The organism is Citrobacter sp. Res13-Sevr-PEB04-36 (assembly GCF_015672735.1).
In the GTDB taxonomy this organism is placed as follows: domain Bacteria; phylum Pseudomonadota; class Gammaproteobacteria; order Enterobacterales; family Enterobacteriaceae; genus Citrobacter.
On record NZ_JADABY010000079.1, the window covers coordinates 30,475 to 45,448 of the forward strand.

Sequence of the window (14,974 nt, forward strand, 5' to 3'; positions counted from 1 at the left end):
TAAAAACAGGCGCTATTTTCAGCGCCTGAGAGAGAAACTGCAATGATTAAAATACTCTCAATGCCGATCAGAAGATATCGTTGAGCATTACACCCACGCCAACGCGCGTCTGATTAAAGTTATAGTCAATCAGCGACTCGCCATAACCACTGTAGACCTGGGTATAAAGACGAACATGTTTGGTGATGGGGTAGCTGACGCCCAGCTCAGCCCCGCCGTAGCCGGTATTCCAGTTGTACTGACCTTTCGCACTTAAAACGGCGTCACCGAGGTGGTAACCCAGTTTGAGCTGATAGTAGCCCATATATTTAGTGATATCAGGGTTATCGTCAGTGCTGCCGATGACGTACCACGGCTTCACTTCCACCAGCCAGTTACCGTGTTCTGCCATCAGGCGGGTATACAGGCGGTTCCAGCTGCGCGAGGTTGGATCGGAACGACCGTTAGAGTCATGGTTGTATCCCATTTCTACATCGCGCAATGTCCAGCCGGCAACGCGATAATCGGTGGCAAAACCGAGGAACAGCTGTGGTTCGTAGTTAGTTTCGCGAAACGGTGCCGATTCTTCGCTATTGGAAAGCTGCCACCAGGATTTCTGGGTATAGGAGCCACCCAGCACAGAGTTCGGACCTAAAATCCCGCGCCACAACGGAAACGCCAGGCTCAGTTGAAACTTCACTTCATCTTTACGCGCATTTTCGGACCAACTGTAGCTGCTGATGGCCTCTTTATTCATATCGCTGGTATTGGTGTAGATGAGATAGTTAGTGTCATAAGGGTAAAGCGTGAAAGGATTGTCATGTTCTTGCAGCATATTGGCAATAATACTGCCGCGTACTGCAGGTGCATCATGAATCTCTTTCACTGTCGCTTCCTGCGCATACGCCGTCAACGGCAGCATGACTGCTGGTAATAACCAACCCAGAATCGCCCGCATCGGTAGTATTCTCCTGAATGTATTATTGATGAATTGTAAGATTTTATTGATAGCATTTTACATACTTAGTGCGTTCCTCGTTAGTTATCCCGTCCTAAAGTAGAAAACAACAACTAAGAAGCATAATATCAACACTTCATTAACCATTGAGAGTTAGGGATTGTATGTCTGCTGTACTGACTGCTGAGCAAGCGCTGAAATTAGTGGGCGAAATGTTTGTCTACCATATGCCATTTAACCGGGCGCTAGGGCTGGAGCTGGAACGCTACGAGAAAGAGTTTGCCCAACTGGCCTTTAACAACCAACCAATGATGGTCGGTAACTGGGCGCAAAGCATCCTGCACGGCGGCGTGATCGCCTCGGCACTGGACGTGGCAGCCGGGCTGGTGTGCGTGGGAAGTACGCTGACGCGCCACGAAACCATCAGCGAGGACGAACTGCGCCAGCGGATGTCGCGCATGGGAACCATCGATCTCCGCGTTGATTACCTACGCCCGGGGAGAGGGAATCGCTTCACGGCTACCAGCAGTCTACTGCGGGCGGGTAATAAAGTTGCCGTTGCGCGCGTGGAACTGCATAACGAAGAGCAGCTTTATATCGCCAGCGCCACCGCCACTTATATGGTGGGGTAAGCGCCTGAAACAAGGTAAACTGCTGTTACATTTCTGAAATGAGTTTTCCCGATGGATGCTAAGCAAACGCGGCAAGGCGTATTACTCGCTCTTGCTGCCTATTTTATTTGGGGCATTGCACCCGCGTACTTCAAGCTGATTTACTACGTCCCCGCAGACGAAATCCTGACGCACCGTGTGATCTGGTCGTTTTTCTTTATGGTGGTGTTGATGAGTATCAGCCGCCAATGGTCAGGGGTCAAAACTCTGCTGCAAACGCCAAAGAAGGTTTTCCTGCTGGCGCTTTCCGCGGTGCTCATCGGCGGCAACTGGTTGCTATTCATTTGGGCGGTCAACAATCACCATATGCTGGAAGCCAGCCTCGGCTACTTTATTAACCCGCTGGTGAATATTGTGCTGGGCATGATTTTCCTCGGCGAGCGCTTTCGCCGCATGCAGTGGCTGGCCGTGCTGCTCGCCGCCTGCGGCGTACTGGTACAGTTGTGGACGTTCGGCTCGCTGCCAATCATTGCGCTGGGACTGGCCTTCAGTTTTGCTTTTTATGGCCTGGTGCGTAAGAAGATCGCCGTCGAGGCGCAAACCGGCATGCTGATCGAAACCTTGTGGCTGTTACCGATTGCGGCAATCTATCTGTTTGGTATTGCCGATAGCCCAACCAGCCATATGGGACAGAACCCCATGTCGCTCAATCTGTTGCTGATTGCAGCAGGGGTCGTGACCACCATTCCACTGCTGTGCTTTACCGGTGCAGCGACCCGTCTGCGTCTGTCCACGCTGGGCTTTTTCCAGTATATCGGGCCGACGCTGATGTTCCTGCTGGCGGTGACATTCTACGGTGAAGTACCGGGCGCAGATAAGATGGTGACGTTCGCCTTTATCTGGGTCGCGCTGGCGATATTCGTGATGGATGCGATTTATACCCTACGCAGAACGCGAAGGGGGCTGTGATTGTGCCTGATGGCACTGATTTTGTAGGCCGGATAAGACGGTTACGTTGCCATCCGGCATCTTTCTGCCTGATGGCGCTGCGCTTATCAGGCCTACGGGAGCGTTAATAACTCTCTGCTACAGCCAGTTCTTGCGCTTAAAGTACAAATATGGCGCCAGGCCCGCGAGCATCATAAAGACAATCGCGCCTGGGTAACCGAAGCTCCAGTGCAGTTCTGGCATGAACTCAAAGTTCATGCCGTAGCTGGACGCCACCAGTGTCGGCGGCAGGAACACAACGGAGACCACCGAGAAGATCTTGATAATGCGGTTCTGTTCGATGTTGATAAAGCCCATCGCCGCCTGCATCAGGAAGTTAACCTTCTGGAACAGGGATTCATTGTGCGGCAGCAGGGATTCGATATCACGCAGGATCTCGCGCGCCTGCTCCAGCTGACCGCCCGGCAGTCGCGCCTTACGCACCAGGAAGTTTAATGCGCGCTGGGTATCCATCAGACACAGACGAACTTTCCAGCCAATATCTTCCAGTTCCGCCAGCGTGGAGAGCGCTTCGTCATATTCATCGCCCTGACGCCCTTCCATAATCACGCGGCTGAGTTTTTCCAGATCGCTGTAGATGTTTTCTATCTCATCCGCCAGCTGTTCGATTTTTGTTTCGAACAGATCGAGTAGCAGCTCGTAAGCGTTGCCGTCAACCATCGCCTGGCTACGCGCACGCATACGGTACAGACGAAACGCCGGCAGTTCGCGCTCGCGCAGAGTAAACAGGCGACCTTCTCGAATGGTGAATGCCACGGTTGAGTTGCCCGCGTGATCGTCGGCATCTTCATAGAAGAAGAAGGAGTGGATGTGCAGGCCGTCTTCGTCTTCAAAGAAACGCGCGGATGCTTCGATGTCTTCCAGTTCAGGGCGCGTAGCCAGGTTCTGGCCCAAGTCCTTTTGCACACGGTTTCGTTCATCGTCATCCGGCTCGACTAAATCGACCCAAACCGAACTGGCGAGATGATCAATTTCATCCGCCTCAAGACGTATTAAACGATTGTTTTCCAGTTGAAATGCGCTCAGCATGACCGGGACTCCCAATGCAAAAAATTATCGGACAGTTCGGTGGGCACACAGAAACAAATTGGGTTTCAGACCATTAAACAGCCTGACTCGGCGCGACGAGAATAAACAGAAGGTCGCTGACAACCGCGAAGGCTATCAGCAAAAAGGGATAGCCTTAGGAGTTGATCCTGGATGACAGGATAATGAGCCAGTATCTACTGGGTGTGTCCAAGGCGAATGTCCTCTTAGCGTAATCGTGCGCGCATGTTACGCCAGCAAAATTTTGACGTCAACACGCAACAGATGGCGAAAAAGTAATAATTTCCCCTCATGCTGCAAGGTTAGCAGAACGGGGGGATTTATCTATGATTTCAGAATATTAACCGAAAGATTGCCGGATGGTGGCTTCGCCTTATCCGGCCTACAAATCATAATATTAAGCAACATGCAGGCCTGATAAGCGTAGCGCCATCAGGCGATCAAACGGTTTCCAGTCTGGCGTAGGCGGCAACCAGCCATTTAATCCCCTGCCCCTGGAACGCGACCTGCAAACGACTGTGTTCACCGCTGCCTTCCAGGTTGACGATGGTGCCCTCGCCAAACTTGGCGTGACGCACACGCTGACCGAGCTTATAGCCGGTGTCGTTCTCCGCCATCGGCGTGCCCATCCGTTGGTGGCTCACCGGACGGCTGACCGTGGCGCGCAGGCGAACCTCTTCCACGCAGGTCTCTGGTAATTCACCAATAAACCGGGATGGCCGGTGGTAAACCTCTTTGCCGTACAGGCGACGCGTTTCGGCGTAGGTCAACGTCAGTTTCTGCATCGCACGGGTAACGCCCACATAGGCCAGGCGGCGTTCCTCTTCGAGGCGCCCGCCTTCATCGAGTGACATCTGGCTGGGGAACATGCCCTCTTCCATTCCGACGATAAACACCTGCGGGAACTCCAGACCTTTGGCCGAGTGCAAGGTCATTAGCTGGACCGCATCCTGCCAGGTATCCGCCTGCCCTTCGCCCGCTTCCAGCGCCGCGTGGGAGAGGAACGCCTGTAGCGGCATCAAGTCTTCGTCTTCTTCGTTGTAACTGAACTGGCGCGTTGCCGTCACCAGTTCCTCTAAGTTTTCGATACGCGTCTGGCCCTTCTCGCCCTTTTCCTGCTCGTACATCATGCGCAGACCGGAGTCTTTTATTACCCGGTCGGTCTGCACGTGCAGCGGCATATCGGCGGTTTCCTGCGCCAGTGCGTCGATAAGTTCCATAAAGCGCTGTAGTGCGCTGGCGGCACGCCCGGCTAGGGCTTTTTCCTGCAGCAGTTCACGACACGCCTGCCACATTGTCAGCTGGCGGTCGCGCGAAGTCTGACGCACCACGTCCAGCGTACGATCGCCGATACCGCGCGTGGGGGTATTCACCACACGCTCGAACGCGGCGTCGTCGTTACGATTAGCTATCAGGCGCAGGTAAGAGAGCGCGTCTTTAATTTCCTGACGCTCGAAGAAGCGCATTCCACCGTAAATACGGTACGGCATGCTGGCCTGTAACAGCGCCTCTTCCAGCACGCGCGACTGGGCGTTGCTGCGATAAAGAATGGCGCACTGCGTCAGCTGACCGCCGTTGTCCTGCCAGGCTTTAATGCGGTTAACCACAAAACGCGCTTCATCGAGTTCATTGAACGCGCAATAGAGTGAGATCGGCTCACCGTCGACGCCCTCGGTCCACAGTTTTTTGCCCAAACGCCCGTTATTGTTTTCAATCAGGGCGTTAGCCGCGCTAAGGATATTGTTGGTCGAGCGGTAGTTCTGCTCCAGACGAATAGTTTCGGCACCGGGGAAGTCGTTGAGGAAGCGCTGGATGTTTTCCACCTGCGCTCCGCGCCAGCCGTAGATTGACTGATCATCATCGCCGACGATCATCACCTTGCCGGTGTCACCCGCCAGCAGGCGGATCCAGGCATACTGGATATTGTTGGTATCCTGGAATTCGTCCACCAGGATGTTGGTAAAACGTTCGCGGTAGTGCTGCAGAATGTGCGGTTTGTTGAGCCACAGTTCGTGGGCTCGCAGCAGCAACTCGGCGAAATCCACCAGCCCGGCGCGATCGCACGCTTCCTGGTAGGCCTGGTAAACCTTCTGCCAGGTTTGCTCGACCGGATTACCGTAGCTTTGAAGATGATGCGGGCGCAGCCCTTCGTCTTTCTGACTGTTGATAAACCACATTGCCTGGCGCGCTGGCCACTGCTTCTCATCGAGGTTCATCGCTTTGATCAGACGCTTCAGCAGGCGCAACTGGTCTTCGCTGTCGAGGATCTGGAAATCCTGCGGCAGGTTGGCATCCATATGGTGCGCACGCAGCAGGCGGTGCGCCAGACCGTGGAAGGTACCGACCCACATACCGCCCTGGCTGGTTCCCATAATCTGACCAATACGGTGGCGCATTTCTGCCGCCGCTTTGTTGGTAAAGGTCACCGCCATAATCGAGTATGGTGAGTTGTTCTCAACCGTCAGTAACCAGGCGATGCGGTGTACCAGCACGCGCGTTTTACCACTCCCCGCACCTGCCAGAACCAGCATATTGCTGCGTGGCGCGGCCACAGCCTGGCGCTGTTCGTCATTGAGGCTATCGAGCAGGTAAGAAACGTCCATTGGCACCGCCGGAATCAACAGGGCTCAGTAATACACTAAGCAATTCAAGTTGCAGGAAGGCGGCAAGGGAGTTCATCCCCAGGAGCGTACATAAGTACGTGACTGGGGTGAACGAGTGCAGCCAACGCATCTGCAACTTGAAGTGCGACGTGTATGGGCCCCTGGAAATTTATACAGAGTTGTTGATGATTATATCAGCGAGGTCAGAGATGCCAACTGTGAAATTTCGATATGCGGCAGTAAACGACTGTCAGCGGTTTGCATCAGGTCGGCATTTTCCGGCTTGATCCAGCAGGCCTGCATGCCACAGCGGATGGCTCCGGCGACGTCTGTCGTCAGGTCATCACCGACGTGCAGGATCTCACCTATGGGCATATTCAGCTTTTCCGCCGCCAGCGAGTACATGTCACTGAACGGTTTTGAGCGCCCATCGGGGCCGGCACGCAGCACAAACTCAAAATAATCGCCCAGACCAAACAGCTCCGGCTGCGCGTTACCGTTGGTGATGGCCACCAGCGGCCACTTGCGGGCCAGTACCTTCAGCGTGTCATGCGTAGATTGCGGGACGTCGATGCGGCTGCGCCATTTGGCGAAGTTCATCATCGCCGCGTTCGCCCCCATTTTCGCCTCTGCCGCCGACAGGCCAGCCTCCAGCATGGCGCGCTCTACGGCACGATGCCGCCACTGGGTGACATCATGGTAAATATCCGGTTCGGCGTCGCGCACGGCCTGGCGCAGGCGCTGCAGGTCGGTATTTTGTAAGGTGCTCAGCGCCGGGTGATAGTTTTGCACAAACGCGAGCGCTTCCTGCTCGGTGCGCGTGATAACGGGACGGTTATCGTAAAGGGTGTCATCAAGGTCAAAGGTGAGCGCAGAAATACGCCCCAAAGGCCGGTAAAAACGCATTATTTCCCCCGTTTGGCGCGCGGATGCGCCGCATCGTACACTGAAGCCAGGTGTTGAAAATCAAGATGGGTATAGATTTGCGTGGTAGAGAGGTTAGCGTGTCCCAACAGCTCTTGTACCCCGCGCAGGTCGCCGCTCGACTCCAGCATATGCGTCGCAAACGAGTGGCGCAGTTTATGGGGATGCACATGGCTATTCAGCCCCTGCTTGATACCCCATTCGGCAAAACGTTTCTGCACGTTACGCGCGGAGATACGTTTGCCCAGTTTTGACAGAAACAGCGCGTCTTCGTCACTGCCGAAAAGCCCGCGCAGATCCAGCCAGTGTTCGATCCACGCCACCGCATTGCGGCCAATTGGCAGGCGGCGCTCTTTGCTGCCTTTACCCATCACCCACACTTCGCCGGTGTCGAGATCGAGATGTTTAATATCCAGGCCAACCAGTTCCGACAAACGCAGTCCCGCGCCGTACATCACCTCCAGCATAGCCCGGTCGCGCACGGCGAGGGGATCGTTGAGATCGATATCCAGCAGTCGGTTAACGTCATCCACATCAATATTTTTCGGCAGATGCCGCGGTGCCTTCGGCGCAGAAATACCTTTTGCCGGGTTGGCTTTCAGCTCACCCTGATTCACCAGCCAGTCGAAGAAACTGCGTAAGGCGGAGAGGCGCAACGCCAGGCTCGCCGGTCCCAGACCGTTGCGGCGACTGCGTACGGCAACACTGCGCACCCTTGCAGCATCACATTGTTGCCAGCTTTGCAGGCCGGTTTCTTCGGCTATCGCGATGATGGCATCCAGCTGACGCCGATAATTGAGCAACGTGATGGGACTAAGCTGACGCTCCACGCCCAGATAGCGTAAGAAGCGTGCAACGTCCTGAGAAAGCGGTGAGTCGGTCATACGCGTTCAATCCAGCGCTCCAGCAGTTCCGGCAACATCAGCGAGATTTCCTGCAATAGCTGCGTGCCCTGCCCTTGCTGGTAATGATTAACATCACGGCTGCTGAACAGCATGACGCCAAGGGAACCATCTTGCCCCAGCATCGACATGGCTACCGAACCAACCGCTTTCGCCTCCGGCATCATCACCAGCAGTTCCGGGCCATTGAGCGGACCCAGATAGTGCTGTGACTGCCCGAGACGCTGAATACGCAGCGGCTCGAAGGCCTGACGACTTAATGCCAGATGGGTAAACTTTGAAGGGGCGCCAAGCCGCCAGCGATCCGGGAACAGACGAACCGTCGCGCCTGCCAGCCCCAGCTCACGTGCCCAGCGATGAAATCGCATCAGCATATCGTCGAGGCTGCTGGCCGCCGCCAGCCGTCCTTGCAGATTTAACAGGCGATAAAACAGGCTTTCGTTAGCGTTAGCCTGTTCCATCAATAACGTCATGTTCTCTTCAAGCACGTTGATATGATTACGCGCCCGAGCCATATGCCATTCAACTAAAGAGATCGTACCCCGCACCGGGTGCGGGACGCGCATCGCTTCAACCGCTTGCGCATTACGGATAAAAAACTCAGGGTGACGTTGCAGATATTCGACGACCGCCCGATCGTCAAGTTCCATGAGCGTTTCCTGTAGTTCTTCCCCTGGTTGCTTCATAGATGAATAAATCCGTCGTAGACATGTGCCGCCGGGCCAGTCATATACAACGGATGACCCGGGCCTTTCCAGGCGATATCAAGGCGACCGCCCGGTAGTTCCACGCGCACTTCTTCTGCCAGCAGGCCCTGCTGAATACCGACAGCGACAGCAGCGCACGCTCCGCTGCCACAGGCCTGCGTTTCACCCGCCCCACGTTCATAGACGCGCAGCCGGATGTGCTCGCGTTTCACCACTTGCATAAATCCAATATTGGCGCGCTCAGGAAAGCGTTCGTGGCTTTCCAGAACCGGTCCCAGCGTTTCCACCGTGGCCGTATCCACATCATCAACCTGAATGACACAGTGTGGATTCCCCATTGATACCACGCCGCACAATACTGTCTGCTCAGCCGCCCGCATAATATAGGTCTTCTCTGCTTTATTGGCGCGAAAAGGCACCTGCGAGGGTTCAAAATTGGGCTCGCCCATATTGACCCGCACCAGCTCATCGTCCGTCACAGTTAATACCATGCGGCCATTCGCCGTACTGACGCGGATATCACGTTTATTGGTCAGCCCTTTCAGGCGTACAAAACGCGCAAAACAACGGGCACCGTTACCGCACTGCGACACTTCGCTACCGTCAGCATTAAAGATACGGTAATGGAAATCCAGCTCCGGATCATACGGAGGCTCAACCACCAGCAGCTGATCAAATCCCACACCAAGATGCCTGTCGGCCAGGCGGCGGATAAGCTCCGGTGAAAAAAAGACATTCTGCGTTACCGCGTCGACGACCATAAAATCGTTGCCAAGGCCATGCATTTTAGAGAATTGCATCGTTCACTCCGTTCACGCGGGTACAGAGACTTCGCTTTAGTAGTTTACCTGGGAAGGCCCATCTCCCGTTGCTCGATCGTTTCGATCGGGCACTGTGGACTGCGATTGCGTTTCAACTGGCTTCGTCGGTGGCGGCGCGGTTTTATCTGCTGGCGGGAAATAGAGTGGACCTTTCAGACCACAGCCCGTCAGGCTGAACAGAGTAAGAAGTACAGCGAGTGCCTGAAACACGTTTTTCATTATGGATTGCCCGTAAAGTTCATACTTTCTGTTTTCTATCATCGCAGGAGAAGACGTAAAAGCAAGAGTTTGGCTAAAACTGCAACGTGAATTCTTTCAGGTTATACTCTCGCCATCATGAAAAAACGGAAAAACACCAATGAACGACAGTGAATTTCACCGCCTTGCCGACACCCTGTGGATGACCATTGAAGAGCGTCTGGACGACTGGGACGGCGACAGCGATATCGACTGCGAGATCAACGGCGGCGTGCTGACCATCAGCTTTGAAAACGGCAGCAAGATTATTATTAACCGTCAGGAGCCGCTGCATCAGGTGTGGCTGGCGACCAAACAGGGTGGCTACCATTTTAACTTGAAAGGTGACGAATGGATTTGCGACCGTAGCGGTGAACGCTTCTGGGATCTGCTGGAGCAGGCTGCAACGCAACAGGCGGGAGAAGCCGTGAGCTTCCGTTGAGGTTTTGTGCCGGATGCGCTTTGCTTATCCGGCCTACCCGTTGCGCGTCAATTGTAGGCCGGATAAGGTGTTTACACCGCCATCCGGCACCATAATCACGAAAAATACTGCTGCAACATCGGCGTGTCATTATCCTGATTAGCCGGCGGGACCGGGTTAATCGGCTGGGTACGGAACGGGATAACCTGCGCACGGCCATCGGTTTTCACAATCTGATAGAACTGCGGCAGATTAAAGTTAATGAAGCTGGAGCCGTAGGTAAAGCGATCGTGCGACGAGGAGTAGAAGCGGCTGACATCGCGAACCAGCTCTTCTTTGCTGCCTTCGCAATGGTGATACACCTCGACCCGATTACTCTCGTCCAGAATGTAGATATTAAAGCCCTGCTCATCACCCGTTTCTTCAAAAAAGAACTGAATGATCCCTTCACTGGCAAAACCATCCACCACCGACGGCAATTTCACGTGGTTAGTCTCAACCTGAACGGAAAGACCGTGCAGCTTGTTGTGTGAAATCGCGCCGTAAAATTCAATGGCGTTTTCCAGTTTCTGTACCGACACGTTCAAACGCTCAAAGAACAGTCCCCACGTCTGCCCGGAAACACGCAGCGCTTTGAAACGACCGGTTTCATGGCGCGTACTGGAAAGGCGCAGCTCAATACACTCGGACACCAGTTGCTGAACGCGGGTACGGATCAGACCACGTAAATGCTGGCTATAACAGAAGACCTCGACGCTGTCCGGCGGTGCCGCATCTTGATGCATTTTGCCGAGAATCGTTTTTAACGCTTCAATCATCGCCTGCTCGCCGTTGAAGTGCAGCGTACGCACTTCGTTCCACGAGTTGCGGTACAGCAGATCTACGCTACCGACCAGGCAATTTTGTTCTTCGCCAAAGCTGAAGACATCCAGCTTGCGGAAATCAAAATGTACCACCTGATTGCGGAATGCCGCCGTCGGGTCGTATTCAAGGTTGACGATAATCGCCAGATGGCGAATCTCACACGGGCTGTAGAGTGCTTTTGGCGTCGGTGCCGGTAAACGCAGCGGGAAGTGGTGCGATACGTCGGCGACCATTTCCTGCAGCTTTGGCAGATCGACAATACCATTGCCCTTAATAAACAAATGCGTACGTGACGTCAGCAGACCGTTAAACCACGCCCACGCCACCAGCTTGTTCAGGTAACGGTTATATTCCAGCGGCTGATGGCTGATGATCGAATCCATGTTGGGCGCACGGTTGTAGAGATACCAACCGGAACGGTTAGCACGGCCCGGCGGCACATGGATAAAGGTCAGATACGGTTCCGAGAGGTCCGGTGAGATCTGCGGGTTCACCAGCGTCACTTTACCCGGCAGGGCTTCAAACGCAGCGTACAGCTTACGGGTCAAAACACCGATGTCCTGCGGGCTGGCACTGACGCTGAGGTTATTACGGCGCGCAAAGCGGATCAGATTACGGTAGCTCTGCATCATCGCATCGAGCAGTTCGTTGTGCGCTTCACGTACCTGGTCAATCTTCCAGTTAGCGCGGTTATCCAGCATGGTCAGACGGGCGTCGTCCCAACCCCACTCTTTTACTAACTGACTTAGCACTTCACGACGCCAGCCCACGCAGGCGCGTTCGCGGCTCAGTTTCTCACACACTTTTAGGTAGAAACATCGACGCACTAAATCGAGGCGCGTCGGATCTTCAATTGCCGTGAGGTACTCGGTCACGCGCTCCAGCATCATGCAGTACGGATCGAGACCAAAAGAGACGATCTCGCCGTCGTGCAGGCGCTGTTTAATATCTTTCGCCAACAGGCGTGGATTGGGGTATTCCCAGGAATATGCTTCAAGCAGCAGTGTTTTCAGCACCGCTTTGTACGGGGAGTCGATACTCTTGTACAACTGCCAGAGGCTGGCACCAAAGTACTCTTCGGCGGAGAGCGAGCTAAGCCCACCCAGATCCAGCCATTCGTTTGGCGTTAACACCCCTTGCGCGTAGAGCGTCATGACGTAATCGTCGTAATGCTCTTCTTCTTCGCCCGGCACCATATTCCACAGTATACGTTTGCCCGCGAGGCGCACAGCAGTGCGATAGAACTCATCAAGCAACAGGATATGCTGCGTCGAACCACAGTCTTCACCACCCAGACTGCCGCTTTCATTGTGACGGAAACGGTTTTCATCAATCAGGAAGAAGCTGACTTCCACGCCCAGCGAGGCTGCCCAGCTTTCCAACAGGCTGCATTTACGCTGCAGCAACTGACGCTCTTCACTATCCAGCCAGGATTGATGGCAAACCCAGATGTCCAGGTCAGAGGAACAGCTTTGCCCGACTGAAGAAGTGCTGCCCATCGAGTAAACGCCGGTAATTGGCAGTTCGCCCTTCGGGGGGTCCTGCGGAGACATGCCGCGGTACAGTTCCAGCTCATTCAGATAGTGACGTTGGGTTTCATCAGGCGTGTAAAAGCATATGCCCTTGGGAACGTTACCATCGAGGTAACCCGGCATCAGCGGATGGTGATAGTGCAATAATGTCGGCAGCAGACTGTATACCTGCTGGAAAGCAGGGCCCATGGCAGCAAGCGCGCGATCGACACGCAGTTGATTTATGGCATCCAGTCTCTGTTTCAGAGTCTCAATATAGAGGTACAAGACGTATCGCCTGATTTTGCTATCTGGCATGTTGTCGACTGCTGCAGCGCATGCGCTTACCAACACTCTTCAGCAATTCAGATAAACCGTATGTCAAAAATAACCGTTACCTTTTTTTCGCCGTACTTTTTTTAGGGAGTACCGACGAAAAAATGGTCTAAAACGTGATCAATTTAACACCTTGCTCATTGACCGTAAAGAAAGATGCGCTACATACAAGTGTAGCACCGTTCGTTGCGTGTAAATTCCTTCATACGGTCGGGAGGTCTCTCGTCATTAATCACTGCCAGTGATGATGCAGCGCCTTTTCGTCTCACTACGTTTGAGCGTAACGCTGACATCCCTTTGATAAGGATGTTAGGATGGTTAATGATTGATAATGACGGTAACAAGCATGTTAGACAATGTTTTGAGAATTGCCACACGCCAAAGCCCCCTTGCGCTCTGGCAGGCACATTATGTCAAAGACGCTTTGATGGCAAATCACCCCGGCCTGGTCGTTGAACTGGTCCCTATGGTGACCCGTGGCGACGTGATCCTGGATACCCCGCTGGCGAAAGTTGGTGGGAAAGGTTTATTTGTCAAAGAGCTGGAAGTCGCGCTGTTGGAAAAACGCGCCGATATCGCCGTGCACTCTATGAAGGATGTGCCGGTCGAGTTCCCTGAAGGGCTTGGCCTGGTCACTATCTGTGAACGCGAAGACCCACGCGATGCGTTTGTCTCAAATAAATTTAACTCACTGGATGAACTCCCGGAAGGTAGCATCGTTGGGACCTCGAGTCTGCGTCGCCAGTGTCAGTTGGCGAAGCAGCGCCCGGATCTTATTATCCGATCGCTGCGTGGCAACGTGGGTACTCGCTTGAGCAAACTGGATAACGGCGACTATGACGCCATTATTCTCGCCGTCGCCGGGTTAAAACGTTTGGGACTTGAGTCACGCGTCCGGACCGCACTACCACCGGAAGTCTCTCTGCCGGCTGTCGGGCAAGGCGCAGTAGGCATAGAATGTCGACTTGACGATCTGCGCACCCAGGCGCTGCTGGCCCCGCTCAACCATGAAGAAACCGCCCTGCGCGTCAAAGCGGAACGCGCCATGAACACGCGCCTGGAAGGGGGCTGTCAGGTGCCTATTGGCAGCTATGCTGAACTCATCAACGGTGAAATTTGGCTACGTGCGCTGGTCGGTGCACCTGATGGGTCGCAGATGGTGTGCGGCGAGCGTCGCGGCGCACCACAGGATGCCGAACAAATGGGTATTTCTCTGGCGGAAGAACTGTTAGAGAACGGTGCGCGTACCATTCTGGCTGAAGTTTATAACGGAGAAGCACCGGCATGAGTATTCTGGTCACCCGCCCGTCTCCCGCAGGGGAAGAGTTAGTGAGCCGTCTGCGCACACTGGGGCAGGTGGCCTGGAGTTTTCCGCTCATTGAGTTTTCGCCGGGTCGGGAACTGGCTACGCTAGCCTCCCGACTGTCGGCGCTCACGGAAAACGATCTGGTCTTCGCCCTCTCACAGCACGCCGTTACCTTTGCCGATGCCGAGCTACAGCAGCAGAGGGCTAGCTGGCCCTCACTTCCGCGCTATTTTGCCATCGGCCGTACAACGGCGCTGGCGCTACATACCGTGAGCGGATGTAATATTCACTATCCACTGGATCGGGAAATCAGCGAAGTCTTGCTACAATTACCTGAATTACAAAATATTGCGGGAAAACGCGCGCTTATTTTACGCGGCAACGGCGGTCGGGAGCTGATAGGCGAAACCTTAACTGCTCGTGGTGCCGATGTTTATTTTTGTGAATGTTATCAACGCAGTGCAAAACATTACGATGGTGCAGAAGAGGCGATGCGCTGGCATTCGCGCGGCGTGACGACGGTGGTTGTCACCAGCGGAGAGATGCTGCAACAGCTCTGGTCGCTTATTCCGCAGTGGTATCGTGAGCACTGGTTACTACGCTGTCGGCTGCTGGTCGTCAGTGAGCGTCTGGCGCACCTCGCCCGGGAACTGGGCTGGCAAGATATTAAGGTCGCTGATAACGCCGACAACGATGCGCTACTGCGCGCATTACAATAACTCTCATAATGGGATGCCAT

15 protein-coding genes are annotated in these 14,974 nt (G+C 54.3%); 5 read left to right on the forward strand and 10 right to left on the reverse strand.

Annotated elements, in window-relative coordinates; all coding sequences use genetic code 11:
• Window positions 1-67: 67 nt before the first annotated feature.
• Window positions 68-937: a phospholipase A gene (pldA, locus tag IMQ48_RS22170; protein ID WP_196210691.1), complete on the reverse strand. Its 870-nt coding sequence runs from the start codon at window positions 935-937 to the stop codon at window positions 68-70.
• A gap of 164 nt (window positions 938-1,101) precedes the next feature.
• Between pldA and yigI the strand changes: the two genes are divergently transcribed.
• Together yigI and rarD are read left to right on the forward strand one after the other, a co-directional pair.
• Window positions 1,102-1,569 carry an acyl-CoA thioesterase YigI gene (gene yigI / locus IMQ48_RS22175; protein WP_005133301.1) on the forward strand — a complete coding sequence of 156 codons (468 nt, stop codon included), beginning with the start codon at window positions 1,102-1,104 and terminating at the stop codon, window positions 1,567-1,569.
• Between the two features lie 51 nt (window positions 1,570-1,620).
• Window positions 1,621-2,517: an EamA family transporter RarD gene (gene rarD, locus IMQ48_RS22180; RefSeq protein ID WP_096758922.1), complete on the forward strand. Its 897-nt coding sequence runs from the start codon at window positions 1,621-1,623 to the stop codon at window positions 2,515-2,517.
• Between the two features lie 117 nt (window positions 2,518-2,634).
• On the opposite strand, the gene corA is transcribed toward rarD, so the two are convergent.
• The 8 genes from corA to IMQ48_RS22215 all read right to left on the reverse strand — a co-directional run bounded on the left by corA (window position 2,635) and on the right by IMQ48_RS22215 (window position 9,779).
• Window positions 2,635-3,585 carry a magnesium/cobalt transporter CorA gene (gene corA, locus IMQ48_RS22185; RefSeq protein ID WP_181618185.1) on the reverse strand — a complete coding sequence of 317 codons (951 nt, stop codon included), beginning with the start codon at window positions 3,583-3,585 and terminating at the stop codon, window positions 2,635-2,637.
• A gap of 154 nt (window positions 3,586-3,739) precedes the next feature.
• Complete coding sequence (gene ysgD, locus IMQ48_RS23150; protein WP_212723238.1) at window positions 3,740-3,796, reverse strand: YsgD/CorL family protein; 57 nt, start codon at window positions 3,794-3,796, stop codon at window positions 3,740-3,742.
• Between the two features lie 247 nt (window positions 3,797-4,043).
• Window positions 4,044-6,206, reverse strand: a complete 2,163-nt coding sequence (gene uvrD / locus IMQ48_RS22190; RefSeq protein ID WP_096758924.1) for a DNA helicase II — start codon at window positions 6,204-6,206, stop codon at window positions 4,044-4,046.
• A 189-nt stretch (window positions 6,207-6,395) separates the two neighbouring features.
• Window positions 6,396-7,112, reverse strand: a complete 717-nt coding sequence (gene yigB / locus IMQ48_RS22195; protein ID WP_196210692.1) for a 5-amino-6-(5-phospho-D-ribitylamino)uracil phosphatase YigB — start codon at window positions 7,110-7,112, stop codon at window positions 6,396-6,398.
• Complete coding sequence (gene xerC / locus IMQ48_RS22200) at window positions 7,112-8,014, reverse strand: tyrosine recombinase XerC (RefSeq protein ID WP_115259842.1); 903 nt, start codon at window positions 8,012-8,014, stop codon at window positions 7,112-7,114. Before xerC ends, yigB begins: the two co-directional genes overlap by 1 nt.
• Window positions 8,011-8,718: a DUF484 domain-containing protein gene (locus tag IMQ48_RS22205; RefSeq protein ID WP_196210693.1), complete on the reverse strand. Its 708-nt coding sequence runs from the start codon at window positions 8,716-8,718 to the stop codon at window positions 8,011-8,013. The genes xerC and IMQ48_RS22205 overlap by 4 nt, the downstream gene beginning before the upstream one ends.
• Window positions 8,715-9,539 (reverse strand): diaminopimelate epimerase, encoded by an 825-nt coding sequence (gene dapF, locus IMQ48_RS22210; protein ID WP_003017933.1) that lies wholly within the window; start codon window positions 9,537-9,539, stop codon window positions 8,715-8,717. The genes IMQ48_RS22205 and dapF overlap by 4 nt, the downstream gene beginning before the upstream one ends.
• 36 nt (window positions 9,540-9,575) lie before the next feature.
• The gene (locus IMQ48_RS22215) at window positions 9,576-9,779 is read right to left on the reverse strand and encodes a lipoprotein (RefSeq protein WP_115259844.1); all 204 of its coding nucleotides are present in this window, start codon (window positions 9,777-9,779) and stop codon (window positions 9,576-9,578) included.
• Window positions 9,780-9,918: 139 nt separating this feature from the next.
• Here IMQ48_RS22215 and cyaY point away from each other — a divergent pair, with 139 nt between their 5' ends.
• Window positions 9,919-10,239, forward strand: coding sequence for an iron donor protein CyaY (cyaY, locus tag IMQ48_RS22220; RefSeq protein ID WP_096758930.1), 321 nt, complete (start codon window positions 9,919-9,921; stop codon window positions 10,237-10,239).
• Window positions 10,240-10,334: 95 nt separating this feature from the next.
• On the opposite strand, the gene cyaA is transcribed toward cyaY, so the two are convergent.
• On the reverse strand, window positions 10,335-12,881 hold the full coding sequence (cyaA, locus tag IMQ48_RS22225; RefSeq protein WP_196210694.1) for a class I adenylate cyclase: 2,547 nt from the start codon (window positions 12,879-12,881) through the stop codon (window positions 10,335-10,337).
• A gap of 394 nt (window positions 12,882-13,275) precedes the next feature.
• Between cyaA and hemC the strand changes: the two genes are divergently transcribed.
• The gene (gene hemC, locus IMQ48_RS22230; protein ID WP_196210695.1) at window positions 13,276-14,217 is read left to right on the forward strand and encodes a hydroxymethylbilane synthase; all 942 of its coding nucleotides are present in this window, start codon (window positions 13,276-13,278) and stop codon (window positions 14,215-14,217) included.
• Entirely contained in the window at window positions 14,214-14,954 is a 741-nt protein-coding gene (hemD, locus tag IMQ48_RS22235) for a uroporphyrinogen-III synthase (protein WP_196210696.1), read from the forward strand. Before hemC ends, hemD begins: the two co-directional genes overlap by 4 nt.
• Window positions 14,955-14,974 lie beyond the last annotated feature (20 nt).

Bases quoted from the DNA above. Each gene is read 5' to 3' on its own strand.
- yigI (WP_005133301.1), top strand. From the start codon at position 1,102: ATGTCTGCTGTACTGACTGCTGAGCAAGCGCTGAAATTAGTGGGCGAA.
- pldA (WP_196210691.1), bottom strand. From the start codon at position 937: ATGCGGGCGATTCTGGGTTGGTTATTACCAGCAGTCATGCTGCCGTTG.
- dapF (WP_003017933.1), bottom strand. From the start codon at position 9,539: ATGCAATTCTCTAAAATGCATGGCCTTGGCAACGATTTTATGGTCGTC.
- IMQ48_RS22215 (WP_115259844.1), bottom strand. From the start codon at position 9,779: ATGAAAAACGTGTTTCAGGCACTCGCTGTACTTCTTACTCTGTTCAGC.
- uvrD (WP_096758924.1), bottom strand. From the start codon at position 6,206: ATGGACGTTTCTTACCTGCTCGATAGCCTCAATGACGAACAGCGCCAG.
- IMQ48_RS22205 (WP_196210693.1), bottom strand. From the start codon at position 8,718: ATGAAGCAACCAGGGGAAGAACTACAGGAAACGCTCATGGAACTTGAC.
- hemD (WP_196210696.1), top strand. From the start codon at position 14,214: ATGAGTATTCTGGTCACCCGCCCGTCTCCCGCAGGGGAAGAGTTAGTG.
- yigB (WP_196210692.1), bottom strand. From the start codon at position 7,112: ATGCGTTTTTACCGGCCTTTGGGGCGTATTTCTGCGCTCACCTTTGAC.
- xerC (WP_115259842.1), bottom strand. From the start codon at position 8,014: ATGACCGACTCACCGCTTTCTCAGGACGTTGCACGCTTCTTACGCTAT.
- corA (WP_181618185.1), bottom strand. From the start codon at position 3,585: ATGCTGAGCGCATTTCAACTGGAAAACAATCGTTTAATACGTCTTGAG.
- hemC (WP_196210695.1), top strand. From the start codon at position 13,276: ATGTTAGACAATGTTTTGAGAATTGCCACACGCCAAAGCCCCCTTGCG.
- cyaY (WP_096758930.1), top strand. From the start codon at position 9,919: ATGAACGACAGTGAATTTCACCGCCTTGCCGACACCCTGTGGATGACC.
- rarD (WP_096758922.1), top strand. From the start codon at position 1,621: ATGGATGCTAAGCAAACGCGGCAAGGCGTATTACTCGCTCTTGCTGCC.